Here is an 18,448-nt window from a genome sequence, read left to right on the forward strand (position 1 = left end):
AGTTTAAAAATGCCCTATGAAGCCTATTTACGTCTATTTATTATTGGCTAGTACCTTGCTAGTTTACTCTTGTAAAAACGCCACTACTTTCGAGCTTTTATCCGGTGATGATACCGGTATTCATTTTTCAAATAAGATCGTAGAGAACGATTCTTTATCTATTTTGAAGTATGAATACCTCTACAACGGAAGCGGTGTGGGTATGGGAGATTTTAATAATGATGGACTTGTAGATATCATTTTCTCCGGTTCGCAAGCGAACGCATCCTTGTATATAAACAAGGGAGAAATGAAGTTCGAGGAGCTAAGTAAAACCGCTGGTTTAGATACGAAAGACCGTTGGTGTTCGGGTGTTAGTTTAGTGGATATTAATGGTGATGGACTTTTAGATGTCTATGTTTCTGCCACGATGAAGAATGCAGAACGGGATCGTCAGAATATGCTTTTTGTTAACCAAGGAATTAAAGATGGCAAACCAAGTTTTAAAGAAATGGCTGCTGAGTATGGCATTAATGACAATGGCCATAGCGAGCACGCGGCTTTCTTTGATTATGATCGGGATGGGGATTTGGATTTATATGTTTTGACGGATGTAATTGATCAGGTTCCTTCTTTATATCGTCCTAAAGTGACGGATGGATCGTATCCAAATACGGATAGAATGTACCGCAATGATTGGTCGAAAGAGAAAAATCATCCGGTGTTTACCAATGTGTCGAAAGAGGCTGGAATTACCATTGAGGGATATGGTTTAGGAATAAATATCTGTGATATCAACCAAGACAATTGGCCAGATATTTATGTGACAAACGATTATGTGTCGGATGATATCTTATACATCAATAACCACGATGGGACATTTACGGATCAGGCCAAAGCGTATTTCAAACATACGAGTTTATCTGCGATGGGGAATGACGTGGCGGATATCAATAATGACGGGCGTCCGGATATCGTAGCCTTGGATATGTTGCCAAAGGATAATGAGCGTAAGAAGCAATTAGCTCCGCCTAATAGCTATCAGTCTTATCAAAACAGTGATTTACACGGCTATACCTACCAGTATATGCGCAATTCCTTGCAATTAAATGCGGGGAAAAAGGCAGATGGGTCGCCTGCCCCCTTCCAAGAAATGAGTTTGATGGCAGGAGTGGCGGAGACAGAGTGGAGTTGGTGTCCATCTTTAGCGGATTTTGATAACGATGGATTCCGAGACTTGATGATCACGAATGGTTTCCCCCGTGACGTGACGGATCGGGATTTTATGTTATACCGGGCGAACTCTGCACGATTAGCTTCTGATGCGATTCTTTTAGAACAAATGCCGGTGATTAAGGTGAATAACTATGCCTTTAAAAACAAGGGAGGAATGCATTTTGACGATGTGAGTGCGGCGTGGGGAATCCAGCGTCCTTCCTTCTCTAATGGAGCATCTTATGGCGATTTAGATAATGATGGTGACCTCGATTATGTGGTCAATAATATCAATGACGAGGCATTTGTGTATAAGAACAATACAGTAGAAACAAATGCGGACAAGGGGCATTTCCTTCGGGTTAAGTTCGAAGGGAAAGGTCAAAATACCCAAGGAATTGGAACGCGCATCGAGGGTGTTTATGCAGATGGAACGTATTTCTACTACGAGAATTCGCCTTATAGAGGTTATTTATCGAGTGTAGAAGCGGTGGCGCATATCGGTTTAGGGACGAAGCAGAAGATTAAAGAATTGCGGGTTATTTGGCCAAATGATTCCATGCAGGTGATTACAAAGCCGGGGGTGGATCAAGTCTTGCAGGTGAAAATGGCCAATGCAAAGCAGCCTTATGTTTCACTGTACCAGCAGCAGGAGCCTTTGATGCAAGATGTGACGGATCAAATGCAATTGACTGTTGTGCATAAGGAGTATGATTTCATTGACTTTAATTTCCAAAGTTTAACGCCATTCAAAATGTCTCAATTGGGTCCAGGGGCTTCAGTGGGGGATGTGAATGGAGATGAATTAGAGGATTTCTTTGTAGGAGGAGCGAAGTTTTATTCAGGTATTTTCTATTTACAACAACCGTCTGGGAAGTTTATAGCCAAATTCTTAGAGGGACTGGCAGAGAAAAAAGAGAAACTAGGGGAAGATTTAGGTTCGCTCTTGATTGATATGGATAAGGATGGGGATTTGGATTTATACATCGCTAGAGGAGGAACGGAGGGCCAAATAGGGGCTTCTAGCTTCCAAGATGTGGTGTATGCCAATGATGGGAAAGGAAACTTCACTTTAGTCGTTTCAGCCTTGCCTAATTTCACAGAAAGTAATGCGGCGGTGAGAGCGGTGGACTTTGATAAGGATGGGGATTTGGATCTTTTTGTAAGTGGTCGTAATGTGCCATTCTCTTATCCACAAGGAACACCATCGCGTTTATTACGCAATGATTCGAAAGTAGGATTGATTAAATATACCGATGTGACAGCTCAATGGGCGCCAGATTTGTTGAAGCCGGCGCTTGCTTGTGATGCGGTTTGGACCGATATAAATAATGATGGCTGGTCTGATTTAGTAGTAGCGGGGGAGTTTATGCCTATTCAGATCTATCAAAATGCTAAAGGGCATTTAGTGAAATTAGATAAGACAGGATTAGAGGAGATGACGGGACTTTGGGGTTCTGTGGCGGCTGCGGATTTTGACCAAGATGGAGACATGGATTTAGTGGCGGGAAATATGGGTAAGAATACGCTGTTGCGTGCGAATGCGAAGCAGCCTGTGGATGTTTTGCATGGGGACGTGGATGGAAATGGTGTATATGATGTATTTCCATTCGTTTATTTCCAAAGTGCGGCTGGAGTGCCGGTTTCTGCGCCTTTGTTTGGCAAAGATGACGTCCACAAACAACTGAATTCGACGCGTCAACGCTGGGTATATTACAAAGAGTATGGTAAGATTACACAAGATGATTTTTTAACAGAGAAGGAGAAGGCTAAGGCGACTAAGTTATCTTTCACTGAAAATGCCTCGATGTATATCGAAAATCTAGGGGGGGGGCATTTTAAAGCGCAGGCTTTGCCAGATATGGCGCAGCTGTCGTCCTTAAACGGAATGCAAATCTTAGACGTGAATGCGGATGGTTATCTAGATATCCTATTTGTGGGTAATAACTTTGCCAATGAAGTGGCGATGGGTCGTTATGATGCGTCGAATGGTGGGGTTCTTTTAGGCAATGGCAAAGGCTTTACTTATGCGCAGAATTCGGGGATGATGGTGCCTGCAGATGCAAAATCCCTAGTGGGTATTCAAGTAGGTTCAGAACTGGCGTTTATCGCTATGCAGAATAGAGGGCCGTTGAAAGTATTTAAGCCGTTAGGTTCCTTCGTAAAAGCAGCGGTGAAACCAGGGCAATCATTTAGCTATACTTTCAAAGGTCGTAAGCAAAAGATGGATTGGAATTATGGCTCCTCTTATTTAAGCCAAAGTGCCAGCGCACAAGCATTCCTTCCTAAGGGAGCAAAACTGAATTAACGAATCGTATTTCGTAAGAGTCTAATCTGAAGGCCAGGTGTTAATTTAACGCCTGGCTTTGGTTTTCCAAATTGAAAATTTCCTAATAACAGGTCGATATCTCCATCTTTATCGAAATCCCCCGCATCCATTGACATATAGCGGGCATCATCCGGGAGGTTTAAGTTACTGACTTTGAATTGTAGCTTTCCTTGGTTTTGGAAATATAAAAAGGATTCGTTTTTCCCGTGGTCATTTTCTGGAAAAAAGGCGATCATCGCTAAATCGACATCCCCGTCTCCATCAAAATCACGTGCTAGTGTTTTAGTGGCACCATAGGCAGGATAAAAATAAGTCTCTTTGAAGTTATTCTTACCATCGTTTAAAAACAGATGGACACCATGGTAGGCCTTTTTCACAATAGAATTGTCCGCATTGTCTCCATTGGAAATGATAAGATCATCGAATCCATCTTTATTTACGTCTACTACATCCATGTAGCTACTACCCCAAACAACATCAAATTGTAGCAGTGGTTTCTCCACAAACATCCCATTTCCTTTGTTAATGAATAAGGAAACACCTTCATTCGCCTCTGCCATGAGGACTAAAATATCAGGTTTCCCATCTTTCGTATAATCAGTAATGTGGATATTTCTAGCCCCAGGTTGAGACTTCAAGATATGCCTCTCTTTCGTTTTGCCATCAACCCAAACTAATTGACCTGCTTGGAATCCATATTCGCAGATCAAATAATCCATCGTTCCATCGCCATTAAAGTCAGCTACTTGCATATCAACGGGACGCTTCAAACCATCGACTAATGGGACTAGTTTATTTTTGTGCTGCACTTCGTACAAGGCCCCTAATTTTTCATCGTTCGGTAGTATTTTTCCTACGCTTAACAAGTAATGGCTATTTTGTAGAAAGGCCGTATGGACGTTAGGACTAGGCGTGCGAAGCGTCGAATTGACCTGAAGTTTACTGTCTAGAATAAGCGTCTCATTGGTGTTCAGCCCTAACCAAGCTTCCGCTTTAGTGGGGTGTATTTTAACGGAAGTAACGTGTCCTGCCTGCAGGGTTGAGGAAAGGAAGTCTTCTTGTTTAAAATATAGCGGAGCCGTTAAAATAGGACTTTTGGTTTTTTGAGGAAGTGGATTTTCTGGGGCGTTCGTCACATAATAATCGACGATTGCCTGCCAATCTTCCACGCTCATCGCCGGCGTGTCGGGATAGATTTTCATTGCCACAGCGGTTTGAAATTGCTCCTCTGGAATTTGAGCAGCTAGTTCAAATTTATTACGCATTCCTAGCCGATAGGACATATCCACGAGCACTTTATCGTTCCAAGTTTTTTTGTCCAAAAGACTCGGATCGGGGAACTTGTGGCAAGAACTACAGTTTTCTTTGGCTAACTCTTCTCCTGTTTTTTTAGAACTACAAGCAAAAGTCAATAAGGCAATAAAAATAATGGCTACAATTCTCATTCAGGTAAGGCGGTTGCGGTTGAGCTGTTTAGTGTGGAATCACCTCCGATTCCTCCTACACAGCTAAAGTCAAAGGCTAAGTTCTCCGGTTTGATAAAAGGCATTTTTTGGTAGCCATCTAAAGCGAGCGATCGGTCGCTGTAGACTTTTTCCATGAATTTCGTGAAGGCTGGCATCGCCATTTTAGCGCCCTGCCCTAGTTGAATGTTTCTGAAGTGAATGCTTCGGTCATCTCCGCCTACCCAAACGCCGGTGACTAATTTTTGGGTAACTCCCATAAACCAACCATCAGAGAAGTTCGAAGTGGTACCCGTTTTAGCACCAATTTCATTTCCTGCTGCGATAAAACTGCGGTTTAGACCTTCCGCCGTTCCGCCTGGTTCGCGTACCGCGCCTTGCAACATAAAGGTCATCAGGTAAGCCGTTTCAGGTTTCATGACGGCTTTTGCGGTAGGAGAAAACTCGCGTAGCACGACTCCGTTTTTATCCGTAATTTTTAGGATGATGATTGGGTCAATTTTTTCACCTCCATTAGCGAAGGTACTGTAGGCAGATACTTGTTCGAAAACGGAAACTTCGGATGTGCCTAAACATAAGGATGGGCCTTCGTAAAGTGAGCTGTTAATCCCTGCTTTGTGGGCAAAGTCCGCAATTTTACTGGCGCCTAAGGATTTCATCAGTTTAGCTGATATCGTGTTGATGGAGCGACCCATCGCCCGGCGAAGGGTTAAACTTTCGTAGCTGTATTTGCCGTCGGAGTTTTGGGGAGTCCAGGTGTCGTTTGTTAATCCATCCTCAGTCCCAAAAGTCACCGGTTCATCCACGTATTTATCACACGGAGTGGCAATTTCGTTTTCGATCGCTGCCCCATAAACGAATGGTTTGAAGGTAGAGCCTGGCTGGCGCTTACTTTGGGCGATATGATCATACTTAAAATACTTGTAATTAATGCCGCCTATCCAGGCCTTCACGTGGCCATTCGTTGGATCCATGGACATCATTCCCACGTTTAGAATACGTTTGTAGTAGCGCATCGAGTCCAAAGGACTCAAGGTCGTGTCAATATCCCCGTGGTAAGAGAAAACGGTCATTTTGATAGGGCGATTTAGTTCTTCCCAAACCCGCATCTCATCATTATTATAGGCCTCCATCAAGTCGCGGTACCGTTGCGTCCGCTTCATAGCAGAAGAAATGAAGCCCTTGATTTCTTGCATCTTTTCGTTCACCCACGGATTTCTGCCAGCCCAATGCTGGTTGAACGTAATTTGCTGGGTCTTCATGTGCTCTTGCACGGCATCTTGCGCATATTTCTGCATCCGCGAATCGATGGTCGTATGAATGCGCAATCCGCTGGTGTACAGATTTAATTGCTGGTCTTCAGGGCGGTCTTTGTTGATTTCTTGGATGATTCCCAAAATTTCTTTTCGAATCGACTCGCGCAAATAAGGCGCTGCCCCTGTATTTTGATTCTCTACTTTGTATTTCAAATTCAAAGGATCAGCCTTCATCTTTTCGGCATCCTCCTCTGTTAGGTATTCGTATTTGGCTAATTGACCTAGAACGGTATTGCGACGTGCCAAAGTGCGTTCTGGGCGAATACGGGGATCGTATAAAGATGGATTTTGTAGTAGTCCGATTAAGGTGGCGGCTTCCGGATAGGTGACTGTCTGCACATTTTTTTGGAAATAGGTTCTGCAGGCGACTTGAATACCATAGGCATTATTACCAAAGCTGACCTCATTCAAATACATCGCCAAAATCTCTTGCTTCGTGTAGCGACGCTCTAATTTGATGGCTAGAATCCATTCCTTGATTTTGGCAATCGCCGTCTTCAAACCTCCCACCTTCATCAGCAAGCCCATATAAATAGGATCGTCCTCCCCGTATTCTAACGAACGAGTATGGAATAGGTTCTTTGCTAATTGCTGGGAAATGGTACTACCTCCGCCGGATGTCCCAAAGGAAAATAAAACCCGCGCCATCGAGCGCACATCGATACCGGAGTGGCTGATAAATCGTGCATCCTCGGTTGCCATCAAGGTATTGATTAAAATAGGAGAAAGTTCTTCGAATTCGACCGGATTGCGGTTTTCTCTAAAGTATTTGCCTATCTCTTCTCCATCCTCAGAGATCAAGAGTGAGGCTTCCTGGCTTTTCGGATTTTCTAATTCCTGAAGGCTGGGCATTCCCCCAAAAAGCCATAAAAAATTATAATTCACCGCCGCAATAAATAGGATGGCAAATAAGAAAGTGCCTCCAAAGATTTTGTAGGCGAGGGTAATTTTATTCAATTTAGATTCCTTTTTAGGTTCTATCATTTGTTCATCAGCTTTAGCATTTCAGAGGCTTCTTTCGCCAGAGGGCTAGTAGAGAATAATTGGACAAATTCTTCCAATATTCGTTTCGCTTCCGCCGTCTCGTGTAATCCCGCTTTTGAAAGCGCCATTAAAAATACGATTTTATCTTCCAATTTGCTACCCGGGTAGTTTTGTTGGGCAAAAAGGCAAGCCTCGTAACTTGCTGCAAATTGGCCAGCTTCAAAACGCTCAAATGCTCCTTCATATTTCTTTTGCGCCAGTATTTCTTTGTTTTCAGCTAAGGTGCCGTTCTCTAATTTGAGAATCATGGTCTTAAAATAGCTACTTGGATAGCGTTCAAATAAGTGGGAGCGGAAGCTGGTTTTTGTAGGACCCTCGTTGCTTAAATAGAGTACATACAAAGCTTCTGCTTCGTAGGTCGTGCTCGGATATTCCGTTAGCAAGCGTTTTAACGTCACGTGGGCTAATTCATTTTCACCTAATTCTAAGCGAGCTAATTTGCCTAATTTGAAGAGCGATTCTTCGATTATCTTCCCAGCTTTCAATTGAGCTGCCGGAGTCGATGGAATGGCTTTTAGCCAGTTTTCTTCGAGAATGCTTTCTTTACGGACGGTCTTTTCGGCTGTACTAGTACTCGAAACAGTCTGCGCCAGTGTCGTGTTTTTATTTTTCAGGTTCCAAAAATCTTCCAACGTTCGATTCCCCCAACGGTTACTAAATTCAATGGCTCCTTGAATGCGGGCTTGCTCATTATTGAAATAGAAGTTTTGTTGATCTGCGTTAAAGGGACGTCGGGTAAAAATGGGTGCAACTGTTTTCTGCACCACGGTTTTAACGGTGTCCTTTTGCTGTTTTAAGAACAGCTCATGCAAGGCTGCCAGACTTAGGTTGGCTAAGCGGAGCAAGGAATCTTGCAGATTAATTTGTTTCGCAAAGCCGCTGTAGGTTCCCCAGGACTTTTTAAGTTTTTGGGCCTTTGCATAATCCGGGTGATTTGCAGCAAGGTAGGTCGCAGCACTATCGTAATAGTGAGCAGCTAGGTCGTAATCCTTCATTTGTTTGGCAAATAAGCCTCCCAATTGATAATATAATTCGCCCTTGTTAGGATTATTTTCACCGCCCTTTTCCCAATTTTCTTTGGCCTTTTTAAAGTCTTTTTTCCCGTAATAGTATTGCCCGATTTTTACGTAAATAAAAGATTTACTCTCCTCGTTTTTAGGGTCCTTCAGCATGTTGAGCAAGGCCTCTAGATTGCCTTCTTGCTGGTGGATAGCCAGGTTTGCCTGTAATTGTAAATCGTAACTCGGTTTATTGTTTAGGACACTTCGGTAGTTTTCTACAGCTAAAGTAGGCTGATTATTGTCGCTCAATAGTTGCGCCATAATGAACGAGATACGGGCTTTCTCTTCGCCTTTTTTCAGGTAGCGCTGAGCCTCTTGTAAGACCGCGACGGCTTTGATGGGTTCATTAAGTAGCTGAAAGGAATAGGCTTTCAAGAGGAGAAATTGTTTTTTCTCGTTTGTATTCAAGGGATTTTCGCTCAAGAATTCTTCTATTTTTTCAGCAGAACTAAATTCCTGCTGTTGCAAATAGATTTCGTACAAGGCGAGTAAAGCCTCCGGTCTGATATCAAGAGAATTAACGTATTTATAGGTTTCGATGGCATTTTTTAGGTCATTTTGGTATAAACGACCACGGGCAATTAACAGGTAGGCGTCAATTATGAAATGAGAATTTTGGTGCCGGTCAATGACTAAAGAGGCCTTGCGAATCAATTCTTTGATGTCCTTTTCGTTGCCTTGTTTGAAACTAGAATCGCGTGGAATAATGATGGGCAAAATGGAGTTGTAGCTCTCTTTGCGTTCCGAGAAGTATTTTTTCTGAAGTTCTTTATCTAATCTAGAAGCCTGCCAAATCGCATTGTATTTCGCATTCACATTGTGAAAGGCAACGGCCATGGGCTTGTTGCTATACTGTGAACAAGACCAAGTGCTGAGGGCTAGAAAAAGAATGACGAGACTCCGGTGCATAAGGTTCAAAAGAACAATTTTCAAATTTACGATTTATCTTCCCGAAAATTGGATAAATTTAGGTGAATATGAATTCTTACCAAAAATTCTTGGGCGCCGCATTTCAGATGCTCGTCACCATTGTAGCGGGCGTTTTTGCGGGCCGCTATTTAGACGCCTATTTTTTCACTGACAAGCCTTGGTTTACGATCATTTTCTCGCTGGGATCGATTGCCTTTGCGCTTTTGGCACTCATCAAAAGTCTTCCCAAATAGCGTTCGCAGAAGCGCAGATAATTCGTTATTTTTGTCATTAAAATCTTATTTCCTTGTTAAGTCAGCGGCGAAATTTCATCTTCTTGTTCTTCGGTATTGTGGGGCTCCTGTTCATTGGTAAATTATTTTACCTACAGGTGATCGATGATACCTATGAAAAAGCCGCAGATAATAACGCAATTCGCAAGATTATTCAGATTCCTTTTAGGGGAGAAGTCTATGACCGCTACGGAAAATTAATTGTCTACAACACGCCAGTATACGATTTGTATATGATTCCACGCAAAGCGGTGGTGAAGGATACGAATCATTTTTGCCGGGTTTTCGGTGTCACGAAAGAATATTTTATCAAAACCACGCAGCGCGCTCGTGCCTATTCGCGCGTGAAACCGAGTCTGTTTTTAAAGCATTTGTCCAAGGAAGATTTTGCTAGCGTGCAAGATGCGATGGTCGATTTTCCAGGCTTCTTTTTTGAAACCAATGCCTTCCGCACCTATCAGTCGCGTTCCTTTTCGAATGCCTTAGGCTACGTAGCAGAAATTAGTCCCAATGCCCTAGTGGATCAAAGGGACGATTATTACCGTCAAGGTGACTATGTGGGAATTTCTGGTATTGAGTCATTCTACGAAGAAACTTTGCGCGGGCAACGCGGGGTGAAATACCGCATGGTGAATAGCAATGGGGTGGAGAAAGGCGATTATAAAAATGGCTCATTGAATATTAATCCGGTTTCGGGAAATAACTTGTACACCTCCATCGATCTGGCGATTCAAGAGTATGCGGATAGTTTGATGCAGCATAAGGTGGGTAGTTTAGTGGCGATTGAGCCTTCGACGGGGGAAATTTTGGCGATGGTTTCTGCCCCATCTTACGATGCGAGTCAATTAACGGGGAATAATTTTTCCAAATACTACCAGGAGCTTGCTTTAGATCCCATGAAGCCCTTGCTGAACCGTCCGCCATCGGCCTATTATCGTCCGGGATCTACCTTTAAATTAGTGCAAGCCCTCGTGGGACAGCAATTAGGCTTTATAGGGCCAGGAACGGTGTTTTCCCATGCAGGGGCTCCAGTAAAATGCCATGGTCATGGACCGGTGGATTTGCGCGGAGCGATTCGGGTTTCGTGTAACCCCTATTTCTACCACGCCTTCCGTAAAATGATTTACGATAATACGACAGGTGATACCTACGAACGCTCCGCTAAAGGTTTGCAGCGTTGGTCAGATTTAGTCGCTAACTTCGGCTTTGGACGTAAACTAGGGGTCGATTTAGGGAATGAGAAGAAGGGGATTTTGCCCAATGTGGAATATTATAATTCCGTCTATAAAGGCGAAAAGATGTGGAAGTTCTCGAATATTTACTCGATTAGTATTGGAGAGGGCGAAATCGTGGTGAGTCCTTTGAAAATGGCCAATTTAGCGGCGATTATTGCGAACAGAGGCTGGTACATACCGCCGCACGTGGTGAAAGGTGTGGGACTTCAGAAATCAATTGATCCTTTCTACAAGACGCCGGTGAAGGTAGGGGTGGAATCAAAATATTTCAATGTCGTCATCGACGGAATGGAAGATGCGGTAACGCATGGAACGGTAGAGGCAGATGGTCGCATTCCGGATATCAAGATGGTGGGTAAGACGGGTACGTCCCAAAACCAAAAAGGCAAAGATCACTCCATCTTCATCGCCTTCGCCCCTCGTGATAACCCGAAGATTGCCATTGCGGTGTTTGTGGAGAACGCCGGTTTTGGTGGATCTGCGGCGGCACCGATTGCTTCTTTAGTGGTGGAAAAATACTTGAAACGGAAAGTCGACCGCAAGGCGGTGGAAACCAAGTTTATGAATATGAATTACCTGCCTAATGTGTATAGCGTAGTGCGTAAAAAGGCAGCTCCAGATTCCACGAAAAAATGACAGATTCGAATCACATACAAGGCCGGATTGACTGGATCACTGTGGGATTCTATGTCTTATTCGTGGGTTTAGGCTGGTTGAATATTTATTCGGCCGTATACAGCCCAGATGCGCCATTGGCCTTTTCTGATGCTGCTTTTTATAATTCCAATGCCGGCAAGCAACTCGTGTGGATCGGGACAAGCTTCGTATTAATCGTCTGCATTTTGGTGATTGATTTTCGTTTTTTCGAATCCTTTGCCCTCTTTATTTACCTCGGTTTATTGCTGTTGTTAATCGCCGTTCCTTTTCTAGGGGTAACCATTAATGGATCCCATTCGTGGTTTAAATTTGGGTCTGTGACGATTCAGCCGGCGGAGTTTGCGAAAACAGCCACGGCTCTTTTACTTGCTAAATACCTCAACGACCCCTTAGTTAATTTGACGAAATTCCCTTTTCAATGGAAAGCGGCGCTCATCATCGGCATACCGATGGTATTGATTATCGGTTCCAATGAGACGGGGTCTGCCCTTGTGTTCGCCTCTTTTATGATTCTTTTATATCGAGAAGGATTGCCGGGAGCGTATCCAGCCTTGTTTATTGGGGGCATTGTCTTGTTTGTATCTGCTCTGTTAGTCAAGGCTTGGGTGATTTTCTTAGTACTGTTGCTTATGGCAGGACTTTTAGTCTTATTTATGCCCATTTACATGCAACGCGATCCTAAGACCTATTTGCGCTTATCTGGGGGTATAGCGGGTATTATGACGCTGGCCTTATTAGTGGATTGGGTAGTGAATAATGTGTTGAAAGAGCACCAAAGGAATCGAATTCGCGTCTTGATTGATCCTGGTTTTGATCCCCGCGGTTTGGGTTATCAGGTGACGCAATCGAAGATTGCGATTGGTTCAGGTGGATTTTGGGGCAAAGGATTTTTAGGCGGTACTCAGACGAAATTTGATTTCGTTCCGGAGCAAAGCACGGATATGGTATTCTGTACGATAGGGGAAGAGCATGGATTCGTGGGAGTGATGTTGATGATACTTTTCTTCTTGGGATTCCTGTGGCGATTGATGTATTTAGCGGACTTGCAGCGTTCTCGATTTGCCCGGGCCTATGGCTTCGGATTAGTAGGAATTCTGTTTTTTCACTTTTTAGTTAATATAGGGATGACGATCGGTTTGATGCCCATTATGGGGATACCCTTGCCTTTCTTCAGTTACGGCGGGTCCTCTTTGTGGTCCTTCACTATTTTACTATTTATCTTTTTAAAGTTAGACTCTCACCGGTCTGATATGCTTTCTCGCTAGTATGGAAAACGAAACAATTTCTGCCAAAGCCAAAATGCTCATCGCCGTCGCCGCACTCGGCTACTTCGTGGATGTGTATGACCTCATCTTGTTTTCTGTGGTTAGAAATCCAAGCCTGATTAGCCTTGGCCTGAAAGGGGATGACTTGTTGAATCAAGGCTTAAACCTGATGAATGTGCAGATGGGCGGGATGTTGCTGGGTGGAATTTTGTGGGGTATTTATGGCGATAAGAAAGGACGTAAATCGGTTTTGTTCGGGTCTATTCTTTTGTATTCAGCTGCTAACGCCCTAAATGGATTAGTGACGGATTTGAATATGTATGCTATTTTGCGTTTTATCGCTGGGATAGGTTTAGCGGGGGAATTAGGTGCCGGGATTACGTTGGTGAATGAAACCTTACCTCCCTCCAAGCGAGGCATCGGGACTTTAATCATTGCTGGTGTGGGTGCGGCAGGAGCTGTATTTGCGCCCATTATTGCCGGTTTGAGTTCGGATCCTGAATGGTGGCGATCTTGCTATTTTATTGGTGGTGGAATGGGATTAGCCCTTCTGTTATTGCGCTTGGGGACTTTTGAATCTTCGATGTATACGGAGATGGATTCAACGGTTAAAAGGGGCAATTTCTTTCAGCTATTCTCGAATGGTGCTACCTTCAAGAAATACTTGTATTGCATTTTGATGGGCTTGCCCATCTGGTATATTATCGGAATTCTCGTTTTCTCGGCGCCAGAAATCTCCAAACTCATCGGTATCGACGGAAAAATTAGCGGAGGCGATGCGATTATGTTTTGCTATCTAGGACTTGCATTAGGAGACTTTGCCTCGGGTGCCTTAAGTCAGTGGCTGAAAAGCCGAGGAAAGGCGGTTTTAACGTATTTATTTATCGCCGTGGGTATTTGCGTGTATTATCTGTTTGGGATGTCTAACATTACGACGACGCATGCCTATGTGATGATAACGCTTTTAGGCTTCTTTGGAGGATATTGGGCTGTATTTTTGACTTTCTCGTCTGAGCAGTTTGGGACGAATGTACGGATGACAGTGACAACGACGGTGCCTAATTTCGTGAGAGGCGCCTTGATTCCCATTTCCTTGCTCTTTCAATTTTTGATTCCATCGGTTGGCTTGATTCACGCTGCCGCTTATGTAGGAGTTTTATGCTTTACTTTGGCCATCTACTCTGTTATTCAGTTGAAAGAAACGTTCGGTAAATCACTAGACTACACAGAATAATGGCGCTCATCTCGAAGAAGAAAAATCTGTATCGGATTAATCAGCAGCTGAGGCGGTATTTGCATAAATACAACCGGGAGCACGCGATGAATATCAGTTATGCGGATTTGTTACGCTATGATAATGCGATTGTGCTGTATGATAAGAATGAGGTGGATACGCTTTGGGAGACCGTCTTTTATTCGCCAGGAGATCAGGAAGAGGTGTATGAGGCGTTGAAGCAGATCTACGCGGATTTAAAAACGGATGGTAACGAGGAGGTAATCAAGCACTTAGTGATTGATCGGGTGGATTATTGCACCTATGGCAACACGCATCCCTTTCGGATTCGGATTGTGAACCGGGTGAATGATAACTTTGATTATTTCTACATTAAAATCGCGGATGCCTCTCGCGTGTATGGCCTGGAATTAGAGCATATTTTATCGCCAAATCGGATCAATTATGTCACCCATGAGAATACATTGGTCGAGGAGCATATTGCTGGAGTGCCAGGCGATGCCTTTTTAAAGCAGGATTTGGAGACGGATTTAGAGTCGCCTATTCGTTTAGCGAAGGAATTTGTGAAGTTTAACGAGCGCTGTCTCGTTCAATTATTGGGCGATATGCACAGCGCTAACTTTGTCATTATTACGACGCCGGATTTTGAGGAGATTTATTACCGGATTCGTCCGATTGACTTTGATCAGCAGTGTTACGAAGGCAAGAAAACGGTCTATTTACCGCAATATTTCAAGCAAAATAACGCCCTGATTGAGCTAGGGATGAAGTATATGACGCCTGAATCGGTTTGGCAATACCAGATCGAAGAACGCTCGATGATTTCCTCTCGTTTGAAGTCAGAGAGTCAACGCGTGTACGATTTAATGAACGTGATGGCAAAAGATGAGATCGCGCCGCCTGAAAATGTGGAACAATTGAAAACAGAACTAGCGAAGCATTATGAAGATAATCGCTTTTTGAAGTGCCAAACGATGGGAGAGATCGTATGGTTAAGCCTTGAATTAGTGATGCGCCACTAATTACTTCTTAAAGATGGACCACATCATGAGTCCATATCCCATGAGGAAACACAATCCGCCAATTGGCGCCACGGCTCCGAAAATTCCCTGATTAGTCAAGCAGATCAAATACAAAGAACCCGGAAAGATAATGCAGCCGGCAAAATGAAAATAGGCCGCTGTCTTCAGGTGTTTATTGCTAAAGTTCATTTGCCAAACTCCCAAGATCAACAACGTAATTCCTCCATACATTTGGTAGCGTGCTGCTGTCTCAAATGTTTCTAGGCGATTAATCTCGCGTAAATAGTCCTTCCACGCGTGTGCCCCAAAAGCGCCTATGGCAACAGAAAGTCCAGCAATAAGTGAGCCGAAAAAGAGCGAGAATTTTTTCATGGAGGAGAGATAAAAAAAGGCCTTGTTTCCAAGGCCTTTCGATTAAGATGCTAAAGAAACTTTCAAATCGTTCAGCTTCCGCTTGATCGAATCATCGATCTGTTGGTCACCTACTTTCAAAATGAATCCACCGATCAGGCTTTCATCAATTTGTTCGATCAATTCTACTTCTTTACCGGTGTAGTCTTTAACGATTTTCGCTACTGTTGCTTTTTGATCTGCTGTTAAGCTAGATGCTGTAGTAACGGTTGCTTTTTGGATTCCTTTGTAATCCGTGTACATCGAGATGAATTCCTTTGCCACAGCAGGAAGAATCTTCTCGCGGTTTTTGTTCGTGATGATCACGAAGATTCCGTAGGTAACTGGATTGAATTTATCCTTAAATAGCTTCGCTAGGATAGCTAATTTCGTATAATGCTTAATGATTGGGCTCTTTAGCGCTAACACTAATTCGTGACTGGCGTCGCAGGTTTCTGCGAAATCTATCATGTCTTTAGCTACTGCCTCTACTGCGTTCTTTTCGATCGCGAAGTCTAGCAGGGATTTAGCGTAACGGTGAGCTACAATTAATTCTGACATGGTCTATGCGATTAAGATAATTTAACGTCAGCCATCCACTCAGTCACTAATTTTTCCTGAGCTGCTTTGTCTTTTAATTGGCTTTTTAACACTTTTTCCGCTAAGTCTAACGAAAGAGAAGCCGCTTCCTTACGGATGGCTGCTACAGCACTTGCTTTCTCTTGTTCGAAGGCTACGCGCGCTTTTTCGATTTCTTGGTTAGCGGCTGTTTGTGCATCTAATTTAGCTTGAGAGATCATCGCATCGGATGCCTCTTTCGCTTGCTTGATCAACGCATCACGTTCAGCACGCGCTGAAGTGATTAATTGCTCATTACCTGCTTTCAATTCGGCCATTTCAGCACGTGTTGTTTCAGATAATTTGATCGCCTCGTCGATCGATTGCTCGCGTTCAGCTAACGATTGAATGATTGGTTTCCAAGCAAATTTGGCTAAAAGGAAGAATAAGATTCCAAAGACAATTAGTTGCCAGAAGATAAGTCCAAAGTCTGGGGTGATTAACTCCATAGTATGTTAATTTTTTTGTAAATCGTGTCAAAAAACGCAATTTGGCACCTAATGTAAACCAAATTGCGTTTTAAATGGGGTAGAATCGGATGCAAAGGCTAACCCTTTGGAGATTCTGATTGGTTTCTTATTTCAAAGTAACCAATAGACAAATTACAGCAGCGAATAACGCAACCGCCTCAACGAAGGCAGCAACGATTAACATCGCACCTTGAATTTTTCCAGACGCTTCTGGTTGACGAGCGATAGCTTCCATGGCAGAACCACCGATACGACCGATACCCATTCCAGCTCCTAAAGCAGCTAAACCAGCACCAATACCTGCAAGACCAAGACCTACAGAAACTTCTAATAAAATCGATAAAATAGACATACGATTTGGGTTTATATAAAAAAAATAATTTACAAATTAATGGTGATGCTCTTCTACCGCCGCTCCGATATAAGTCGAAACTAACATCGTAAAGATGAAGGCTTGAATGAAGGCAACAATCAGCTCAATTACGTTCATGAAAAGCGAGAAAGGGACTACTGCTAGACCTAAAGCCGCGTTTTCAAAAATGAAAATCAAGGATACTAAACTTAATAAAATGATGTGACCCGCTGTAATGTTCGCAAACAAACGAACCATTAAAGAGAAAGGCTTCATGAAAATACCTACGATCTCTACCGGCGTTAAAATAACTAACATCCACTTAGGAACACCTGGCATCGCGAAGATGTGCGTCCAATATGTAGAACGGCCATTGAAGTTCGTTACAAAGAAGGCAATGATCGCTAACACTAAGGTTACCGCGATATTTCCCGTTAAGTTAGCTCCACCGGGAATTAAACCTAACATGTTATTAAACCAAATAAAGAAGAAGATCGTCAATAAATACGGCATGAAACGACGGTAGTGTTTTTCGCCAATGTTATTCTTCGCAATTTCATCGCGAACGAAAATGATGATCGGTTCGAACATCGATTGCATTCCTTTAGGAGCTCTGTGAGGATTTTCCTTGTATTTGCGACCAATACCGATGAAGATAGTCAATAATAAAACCGCTGAAAGCAACAAAGAAGCTACGTTCTTCGTGATAGAAAAGTCATAAACTTTCTCGCCATTTTCTGCGTGTATCTTTCCGTGCTCTAAAACGAATCCGTTGTAAGGAATTTCTTCATGGTGTTCGTTTTTGAAATTAGATGACGAGAATACTTGAACACCTGCTGATGTTGTGTACACGATGCAAGGCAAAGGTAAAGTCGCATGGAAATGGCCAATCGTAAAGAAATGCCAATCGTGCTCATCCGCAATGTGGTGAAGAATTAATTTACCTGGATCAAATTTTTCAGATGGAGCTTCATGAGCTGCAGGAGTAGCTGCGTGAGCCGCCGTATCTGCGTGAGCAGAATCGTGCGCTACAACTGGTTCGTTTGCGAACACATTAAAGCTAATAAAGCTTAAGAAAAGCCCTAGTAGTATATTCGAAAAGTACATTTTTTGTGTTGAAGTCTTGACCTGCATCTGAAACATTAATCTTGCTATTTTCTAAAAACGTCGCAAGTTACGAAGCAAACCAAAAATTTCAAAATTTGTGCTACATAAATAGAGTACAAAAAAGTTGCTGACGAACAAGACAAGGTTTGGGGTGTGGATATAGGCGAAGAAACCGATAAAAACGACGCTTAAAATAAAGCGAATCGTCAAGGAAATCATCTGAAAAGGAATGAATTTCTCGCCTTCGTTTTTTAAACCGAGTTGAGCGAGGTTGAAGGTCAAATAGGTTTGGAACAACAGAAAGACAAAGATGAATTTCAAGTCCGGGTGTAAATAGGTTAGGAAAGATGTCTGTGCAAGAGCATACAGAATACCACCTAGAAGACCGTAAAAAATTGCCATTTTTAACATGGGACAAATATCGGTAGAAAGGAATTAATCGGCAAAGTTTTTGGAAAAAAGCGATTTCGGCTGTTAATTGCATCCTCA

The 18,448-nt window shown here is 43.1% G+C and carries 15 protein-coding genes; 6 read left to right on the forward strand and 9 right to left on the reverse strand.

What is annotated here, in order from left to right; translation table 11 throughout:
- Positions 1 to 16 precede the first annotated feature (16 nt).
- Positions 17 to 3,502, forward strand: a complete 3,486-nt coding sequence (locus EWU21_RS01045; RefSeq protein WP_130894937.1) for a VCBS repeat-containing protein — start codon at positions 17 to 19, stop codon at positions 3,500 to 3,502.
- Here the strand turns inward: EWU21_RS01045 and EWU21_RS01050 are convergent.
- Genes EWU21_RS01050 through porW form a run of 3 tightly spaced genes read right to left on the reverse strand, consistent with a single transcriptional unit; the run spans position 3,499 to position 9,316 of the window.
- Positions 3,499 to 4,968 (reverse strand): FG-GAP repeat domain-containing protein, encoded by a 1,470-nt coding sequence (locus EWU21_RS01050; protein ID WP_130894938.1) that lies wholly within the window; start codon positions 4,966 to 4,968, stop codon positions 3,499 to 3,501. The two genes, EWU21_RS01045 and EWU21_RS01050, sit on opposite strands and share 4 nt — an antisense overlap.
- A complete protein-coding gene (locus tag EWU21_RS01055; RefSeq protein WP_130894939.1) occupies positions 4,965 to 7,286 on the reverse strand; it encodes a penicillin-binding protein 1A in 2,322 nt (773 codons plus the stop codon). The genes EWU21_RS01050 and EWU21_RS01055 overlap by 4 nt, the downstream gene beginning before the upstream one ends.
- A complete protein-coding gene (gene porW / locus EWU21_RS01060; protein WP_130894940.1) occupies positions 7,283 to 9,316 on the reverse strand; it encodes a type IX secretion system periplasmic lipoprotein PorW/SprE in 2,034 nt (677 codons plus the stop codon). The genes EWU21_RS01055 and porW overlap by 4 nt, the downstream gene beginning before the upstream one ends.
- Positions 9,317 to 9,384: 68 nt before the next feature.
- Here porW and EWU21_RS01065 point away from each other — a divergent pair, with 68 nt between their 5' ends.
- From EWU21_RS01065 to EWU21_RS01085, 5 genes are read left to right on the forward strand one after another with little or no spacing between them, the layout of a single operon-like run.
- Positions 9,385 to 9,570 (forward strand): AtpZ/AtpI family protein, encoded by a 186-nt coding sequence (locus EWU21_RS01065; protein WP_130894941.1) that lies wholly within the window; start codon positions 9,385 to 9,387, stop codon positions 9,568 to 9,570.
- A gap of 53 nt (positions 9,571 to 9,623) precedes the next feature.
- Positions 9,624 to 11,480 carry a penicillin-binding transpeptidase domain-containing protein gene (locus EWU21_RS01070; protein WP_130894942.1) on the forward strand — a complete coding sequence of 619 codons (1,857 nt, stop codon included), beginning with the start codon at positions 9,624 to 9,626 and terminating at the stop codon, positions 11,478 to 11,480.
- Positions 11,477 to 12,766, forward strand: coding sequence for a rod shape-determining protein RodA (gene rodA, locus EWU21_RS01075; protein ID WP_130894943.1), 1,290 nt, complete (start codon positions 11,477 to 11,479; stop codon positions 12,764 to 12,766). Before EWU21_RS01070 ends, rodA begins: the two co-directional genes overlap by 4 nt.
- A gap of 1 nt (position 12,767) precedes the next feature.
- Entirely contained in the window at positions 12,768 to 14,000 is a 1,233-nt protein-coding gene (locus tag EWU21_RS01080; RefSeq protein ID WP_130894944.1) for an MFS transporter, read from the forward strand.
- Positions 14,000 to 15,022: a hypothetical protein gene (locus tag EWU21_RS01085; protein WP_130894945.1), complete on the forward strand. Its 1,023-nt coding sequence runs from the start codon at positions 14,000 to 14,002 to the stop codon at positions 15,020 to 15,022. The genes EWU21_RS01080 and EWU21_RS01085 overlap by 1 nt, the downstream gene beginning before the upstream one ends.
- Here EWU21_RS01085 and EWU21_RS01090 read toward each other — a convergent pair whose 3' ends face one another.
- The 6 genes from EWU21_RS01090 to EWU21_RS01115 all read right to left on the reverse strand — a co-directional run bounded on the left by EWU21_RS01090 (position 15,023) and on the right by EWU21_RS01115 (position 18,361).
- Positions 15,023 to 15,394 carry a DUF423 domain-containing protein gene (locus EWU21_RS01090; RefSeq protein WP_130894946.1) on the reverse strand — a complete coding sequence of 124 codons (372 nt, stop codon included), beginning with the start codon at positions 15,392 to 15,394 and terminating at the stop codon, positions 15,023 to 15,025.
- Positions 15,395 to 15,436: 42 nt separating this feature from the next.
- The gene (gene atpH / locus EWU21_RS01095; RefSeq protein ID WP_130894947.1) at positions 15,437 to 15,973 is read right to left on the reverse strand and encodes an ATP synthase F1 subunit delta; all 537 of its coding nucleotides are present in this window, start codon (positions 15,971 to 15,973) and stop codon (positions 15,437 to 15,439) included.
- A gap of 11 nt (positions 15,974 to 15,984) precedes the next feature.
- Positions 15,985 to 16,479: a F0F1 ATP synthase subunit B gene (gene atpF, locus EWU21_RS01100; protein WP_130894948.1), complete on the reverse strand. Its 495-nt coding sequence runs from the start codon at positions 16,477 to 16,479 to the stop codon at positions 15,985 to 15,987.
- A 127-nt stretch (positions 16,480 to 16,606) separates the two neighbouring features.
- Complete coding sequence (gene atpE, locus EWU21_RS01105; RefSeq protein WP_130894949.1) at positions 16,607 to 16,852, reverse strand: ATP synthase F0 subunit C; 246 nt, start codon at positions 16,850 to 16,852, stop codon at positions 16,607 to 16,609.
- A gap of 36 nt (positions 16,853 to 16,888) precedes the next feature.
- The gene (gene atpB / locus EWU21_RS01110) at positions 16,889 to 17,959 is read right to left on the reverse strand and encodes a F0F1 ATP synthase subunit A (RefSeq protein WP_130894950.1); all 1,071 of its coding nucleotides are present in this window, start codon (positions 17,957 to 17,959) and stop codon (positions 16,889 to 16,891) included.
- A gap of 51 nt (positions 17,960 to 18,010) precedes the next feature.
- A complete protein-coding gene (locus EWU21_RS01115; RefSeq protein ID WP_130894951.1) occupies positions 18,011 to 18,361 on the reverse strand; it encodes a hypothetical protein in 351 nt (116 codons plus the stop codon).
- Positions 18,362 to 18,448: the final 87 nt, after the last annotated feature.

This window comes from Aquirufa antheringensis, assembly GCF_004307425.1.
GTDB lineage: Bacteria > Bacteroidota > Bacteroidia > Cytophagales > Spirosomataceae > Aquirufa > Aquirufa antheringensis.